Genomic DNA, 6,486 nt, shown 5'->3' with positions numbered 1-6,486 from the left:
GCACTCGTTGCAGAAGGAAAATAGGTGGCCGAGTTTTACTCCGCCGAAGCGGGATTATCCCGCCACTTCCGTGGACTAATTTTGCACCGCCGCTCTCATCCCACAACGTTCTTCAAGTTGGCCAAAATCGCAGCTTCGGGCCGACTGCGCCAAGCCGGAGTGGCGATTAAACTTTTTCAAGGCGTGATGCGTTAGCATCTCAGCACCTTGGTATAAAGTGATGTGATGGATGGCGTCCTGCTTGGGCATCAGATGTGCCATTATCGGCTTATTGGACAAACCATAGAAAGGAGCCATCCATCATGACACATGATTACGACAATCGGACTTGTTCTTGCAAAGAATGTCTTCCAGGTTCATGGGGTTGATGCAGACGGCCAGGTTTTGTTGCGCAAACCCCTTCGCCGCTCGCAGATGCTGACGTTTTTCAAGACACTGTTTCCCTGCCTGATTGGCATAGAAGCCTGCGCGACTGCACACTATTGGGCCCAAACGCTGCAATCTGTGAAGCTGTTTCTCGTCCTACTATGCGCTTTGCGCCGGTAAAGAGCGTTGAGCAGCAATCAACCCTGATGCTCCATTCAGCGCTTTAGGTGCACGCAATGTCCGCAGCCTGCTTGTGCTTTTGCAACACCGGGAGGAGAAGATGAACAGCTCTGCGCAGGTCCCAGAAGTTACTGTCACTGCCTTGCAACCTCTGGCAGAGATGCTGATTGAGACTGACAGGCAGATTGCCAAACTCGAGCACGCAATTGTGGAAATGCACCGTGACAGTGAAACCAGTAACCGGCTAACGACTATCTCCGGTATTGGTGTGCTGACTGCAACCTATATGACAGCCAGTCTTGCAGCTTTTGCCAAACAGTTCTCCTGCGGACGCGAATTCGCCGCTTATCTCGGACTTGTGCCCAGACAATATTCCAGTGGCGGAAAGCCACGTCTGGGACGCATCTCCAAAATGGGCAACAGCCACTTGCGAAAACTTCTGGTTTTTGGGGCAACTGCAGCGCTCTACAGTATCCGGAAGGGAACCAGCCAATCCGCTCTTGCCCTATGGGCGAGGCAATTACTGGCGAAGAAGCCATTCAGGCTCGTTGCGGTTGCTTTGGCAAATAAAATGGTCCGCATCGCCTGGGCCGTTATCATCCATAAGCGGGACTATGAAGTCGACATCAAAACGAACTCATTAACCAATATAATAACCGCATAACCTCAAGCAGATGATGAATCTCCGGTAACGGAGCTAACTTTGGCGGCGTGACTATGATGTGATGACAAAACATAGCGGAATGGACCGCATAATCAGAAGAACCCGTGGCACCGTATTGCGCATCAGAGCGCGCTAAGGTGATAGGGCTCTGCTCAAGTATCAAGGAATAGACACTTGCCAGACGGGCGCCATCCAGACATAACGGTGCCTACTGATAAACCCGATTTCTCAAGCCGTTCATCAGCATCTCGGAGATAGAGAACCTCCCTGCCCTCGCCTTCCCTACCAGAGAACGTAAATAAGCACCCGCACAGGCTATCTCTGAACCTTTCTGCAGAATGCCAGCTATAACCGCCGATGCGCTCTCAAGCCCCAAAATACGAACAGCATCACGATAAGCGGCTTCAGAAATTCCAAGAAAGCCAGAAACCATCTTCGAGATATCCACGAGTTCTCGCCAATTCCTAATGCCAGAGGAAGAATAGCTTTGGATGTCTGGACAAGCTCTGAGAACCAAATCCAATGAAATGGTTTCAGCTTTAGAAACATCCGATTTCTGATGCGCAACTTCAGATGCCGTCTCTTTCAAGTCTAAAAAATCATTTTTATCTTTTAAAACGGATTCTGAAAGTGACTCTATATGCCGCTCAATATGAGCGACATTGCCGCTCATTTCTTCAGCATTTTCATTATTTTTCAGTGTGATAGCCAAATCAGATATAATGGCATCCAAAGTAGCCTTAATCGCCTTGAATTCTGCCAGAGAAGCCTTGCGTGGGATCGCCTTCACGATGTCATTGAAACGCACATAAAGACCGTCAGAAGGCTCTACAGCTGCATGTGTGAAGGTTTCTGTGATCTCCCTGCGAATGATTGTGATTTCGTCTCTTAGGCGCTTTACAGCCCGTTGCTCGTCCAGAATGGTTTCTGCAGCAGATTTAATAACTGATGCTTGAGCAAAGAATGGTGAGAGATCGAAACCGAATGCCAGCTCAACCTCTCCTGCTCTGCTTTTGTGAGCATATCGTTTGCAATTCGGGCTGTCTTTGCGTGTGATTAGGCCAGCTTTGATCAATGATGTCAGATGTCTACGCAGGGTGGATTCCGGCATCATGTGAGCGCGTTGTGAAATCAGCTTATTGGATGGGAAAACCACGAGCTTCGATTTCAATGTGATGACATCATCAGCTAAGAATGACAGCAGGGAGTTAAGCACAGTCAGACAACGATCATTCAATCCATACCCGGATTTAGCGATACATAGATGTCTGTACACTTCCCATTTTTTGATGCCCTCGGCTGTCTTAGGTGAAGACGAGACACGATTGGTCATTCGACTGCGTAATGCAGTCGTTACGCTCTCCAAAATTTGCATTTCGATTGCCCTCTAAATTTAGGCAAAAGCAGTCCCACACGCCAGAAATGACGTTAAAATCATTGACAAAATTTCTGAGAAATGCGATTCGTAAATTGCGAAAAAACGGATCAGCTCTCTCAGACGAAAGTTTGTGGGGGCTTTTCTTTTGCGGTTTAGTCTCCGGTGTTGGTATTTGACTGTTTAAATTCGCTCAACAGTCGCTCAAGATTGTTAGATAGCCAGTCGCCAAATTCATTCGACTTATCGCTCTTAAACGACACATCGAGTTGCTTAGGCTTCCGATTCATCGTGATGCTAAACAGATTATCCTGAGATCTCCAGGTTTTTGCGGCAGGATCCTCAGAACCGTCATTTCCTGCTTTTCCAAGAGCTCTCAGACGTGTTATCAGTTTTGAAAACCGCTGATCACTATCAAGCTTTGTAAGCTCGTCTCTCAGTAAGAAATCTTCTGCAGCAGAAAGCCTCTCCGGTTTCTCAAGCTGCTCAAGAAGCTCAAGCCAGCGTTTACGCCCTGCTTTTGGTGCGGAACCAATGATTTTGATAAAGTCCTCAGGAATTTTCTTAGCTACGGAAATCAGACGGCTCACATCTGATTTATCCATACCTAAGGCTGAGATAACGACCGAACGCTCAATTCCAAGGTCTTCCAAGTTCTTAGCAAAGAAGGCCTTCTCAATGAATGAGAGGTCTTGTCGATCAAGGTTCTCACGGCCTTGAGCTACGATCAATTCATCATCAGTGAGCTTTTTAACGATAGCCCGAACTTTGATTCCAATTTTCTCTGCTGCACGAAGACGGCGACGACCGTATGCAATCTGGTATCGACCATCGTTGTCTGGTGATGGACGAAGAAGCACAGGAACTTGCTGACCATTCTCGCGGATGCTTTCAACAAGCTCATCGAAAGCTGGATCGACATCAATAGTGATACGATCAGCGATCTTAGATGGCTCTACGTGAGAAGGTTCGATTTCAAGAATTGAGTTTGCTTCTTCTAGCTGCTTTTGGAGATCGACAGCGTGTTTTGCACTTTCAGCCATCTCTTTAAGAGAGGCACCCATAGCGCCAATTGCACCAGAGCGGACACGATCAGTATCTGGTTTGGTCGCAGATGACGGGGCAGGGGCTTCACGCTTCTGCAAAAACAAATTGCTGATCGTTTCTTTTCTGCTCATGTCACCTCCTACTGTTGGGAGGTCCCAACAAATCACGATTTTAGAATTCTGTTGGTACGTCCCAACAAATGTAGTCTGATTGTTGTTGGGAGGTCCCAAAAAGTCGCTACTCACGACCCCACGCCTTCTTCACGAGAGCTTCGATTTCTGCATTCACGGCATCAAGAGCTTCCATTGCACGGTCGTATGTTGAGCGCGTGAGGTTCTCACGTCCGATTTCGTAAAGGGTCTGCTTGGAAAGACCTGCATCCGATACTGCTGCTGATTTCAGCATTGGATTTACCAAAACACTGTCATCGAAAAGATTGCGGAGGAGGGCAGCGACCTTAGTTTGTGGTGCGTCCTGCGGCTCATAACGTGTCAGCAAATAACGAATGAAATCGTATTGCAGATTTCCGCCAGCTTCTTTCACTACAGATAACAGGTCACGTGTCATCAGCAGGAACTGCGACATTGAAGAGATATCGAGCATCTGAGGATGAACGGTAACAATCATGGATGTGGCTGCGCACAAACCTGAAAGGGTTAGGAAGCCGAGCTGAGGAGGACAGTCGATGACAACTATGTCGTAGTCGTCAGCTACCTGATCGATAGCTTCTGAAATCCGCATGAAGAAAAGAGGTTCGTTTCGATTTCCAGAGGTCAAAGCCTTAGGAGTCGTGTGTTCGAATTCCATGAGTTCCAAGTTGCCGGGAACAAGATGGAGGCTATCGAAATACGTTTTGCGGATGACGTTCTCTAACGGCTGCTTCTCGTCGTCATATCGGATAGCTGCATACAATGTCTGGTTCGAGCTAACGTCGATTTCAGGCATGACACCGAGAAGAGCAGACAATGAAGCCTGCGGATCGAGATCAATGGCTAGAACACGGTAGCCTCGAAGCGCAAAATATTGAGCCAGGTGAGCTGATGTTGTTGTCTTGCCTGAGCCGCCTTTGAAGTTGGTGACAGCTAACACCTGCAGGTGTTCATTTTTCCGACGATGTGGAAGCAATTCAATAGGATCCCGACCGCGAATGTTATCAGCCATCAATTTGCGCAGCGCATTGATATCTTTAAGTGTGTAGAGACGGCGACCATTAGCTGATGTTTCGGGCTGTGGTCCATCACCTGCAATGCTTAGCTTGCGAAGATGTGAGTCAGAGACACCGATAAGCTTTGCGGCTTCAGTAGACGTGAATTTACGCAATTCTTTAGAGGCAGTCGGCGGGAATAAGGCCTCGCTCATCGCTTGCAAAGATGAGGAAAGGATTTCAGCTTGATCTCCAATCGAATTATAAACATCGGTAGGAAACTGACGAGTTGATGTGCTCACAGAGAAATCTTTCATCACGGCAAATTGCATTGAAATGGGTTATTTTGCGTGATGATAGGGAAATATGCGGTTGCTGCAAGAAATTATTAGTTAATCAATGGTTAACAGCGCTACCAGATAGCTAGAATTCGTATTTTTAACAATGACTTGAGTGAAAAAGAACTGACTGCAGAATTTAACGGTAAGAGAAGAAATTAAGTGGAGAGTTTTAAATCGGTTTCTCTTTATTAATATTTCGATTCGGAAATAAGCAAAATACGGTAGGCGAGGGGAGAGTGGGAAAGCAAAGCTCTTGATTATTAAAGAGCTTCGAGCTTTCAAAAATCTAAGGCCTATTCCTTATCGAAAAAGCCACTGACTTCGACGGTTTTAGCCTACTTATCAAACACACAGGCACTGTTACTTTAACCTGATCCAGTTCGTAATTTTGTCTATGGTGCAAAAATTGTCCGACATCAGCGCCTTTGAGACAAAACTGGTTTAATTAAGAAGAGAGGATTTTCGGCTCATCATGGCTTTATTAAAGTACGCAAAGATGAGACAGAAACCGGTTCCGCAAACGTCTTCTGCGGAGAAGACGATCAAAGATATCCGTCGTGCGACGCGTAAACATTATTCAGCCGAGGATAAAATCCGTATTGTTTTGGAAGGTCTGCGCGGGGAAGACAGCATTGCTGCAATCTGCCGCCGTGAGGGGATCGCCGAGAGCCTTTATTATAGCTGGTCGAAAGAATTCCTTGAGGCAGGCAAGAAGCGTCTTGCAGGCGACACCGCCCGTTCTGCCACCAGCGACGAAGTAAAAGCGCTGCGTCGTGAAAGCCGTGACCTGAAGGAGGCGCTGGCCGACGTCACCCTGGAAAACCGCCTGCTCAAAAAAAGCATGATCGGGGATGGGGGCGACGACGAATGAGATATCCCGCCTCCGAAAAGCATGAGATCATCCGGCTTGTCGAGCAGTCGCATTTGTCAGCCAGGCAGACGCTGGAAAAGCTGGGCATTCCAAGGCCGACCTTCTACCGTTGGTATGATCGTTTCCAGACTCACGGTGTCGAGGGGCTGGAAGACCGGACGTCCGCACCTTCGCGGGTGTGGAATCGTATCCCTGACGATATCCGGGATCGCATCATCGCACTAGCGCTCGATCATGCCGACCTGTCACCGCGTGAATTGGCGATGAAGTTCACTGATACGGAAAGTTATTTTGTATCAGAGGCTTCGGTCTATCGCTTACTCAAGGCTCACGACCTGATCACGTCGCCAGCCTATATCGTCATCAAGGCCAATGACGAGTTCAAAGACAAGACCACGCGGCCGAACGAGATGTGGCAAACCGACTTCACCTACCTGAAGGTCATCGGCTGGGGATGGTTTTACCTATCGACCATCCTCGACGATTATTCCCGTTACA

3 protein-coding genes and 2 pseudogenes are annotated in these 6,486 nt (G+C 47.8%); 2 read left to right on the top strand and 3 right to left on the bottom strand.

Annotation, left to right across the window (positions count from 1 at the left end; genetic code table 11):
* Window positions 1-309 precede the first annotated feature (309 nt).
* A pseudogene (locus VBH83_RS18910) lies at window positions 310-1,210 on the top strand (IS110 family transposase).
* A gap of 208 nt (window positions 1,211-1,418) precedes the next feature.
* Here VBH83_RS18910 and repC read toward each other — a convergent pair.
* The 3 genes from repC to repA form a co-directional block, all read right to left on the bottom strand.
* Window positions 1,419-2,585: a plasmid replication protein RepC gene (gene repC / locus VBH83_RS18905; protein WP_396999033.1), complete on the bottom strand. Its 1,167-nt coding sequence runs from the start codon at window positions 2,583-2,585 to the stop codon at window positions 1,419-1,421.
* A gap of 155 nt (window positions 2,586-2,740) precedes the next feature.
* Entirely contained in the window at window positions 2,741-3,763 is a 1,023-nt protein-coding gene (gene repB, locus VBH83_RS18900) for a plasmid partitioning protein RepB (protein WP_396999032.1), read from the bottom strand.
* Between the two features lie 106 nt (window positions 3,764-3,869).
* On the bottom strand, window positions 3,870-5,093 hold the full coding sequence (gene repA, locus VBH83_RS18895; RefSeq protein ID WP_396999034.1) for a plasmid partitioning protein RepA: 1,224 nt from the start codon (window positions 5,091-5,093) through the stop codon (window positions 3,870-3,872).
* 520 nt (window positions 5,094-5,613) lie between these two features.
* Between repA and VBH83_RS18890 the strand changes: the two are divergent.
* Window positions 5,614-6,486 (top strand): annotated as a pseudogene (locus VBH83_RS18890) (helix-turn-helix domain-containing protein); the annotation flags it as partial.

It is taken from the genome of Ochrobactrum sp. S1502_03, assembly GCF_044435015.1.
GTDB classification, from domain to species: domain Bacteria; phylum Pseudomonadota; class Alphaproteobacteria; order Rhizobiales; family Rhizobiaceae; genus Brucella; species Brucella chromiisoli.
This window is presented reverse-complemented; position numbering and strand designations above follow the sequence as displayed.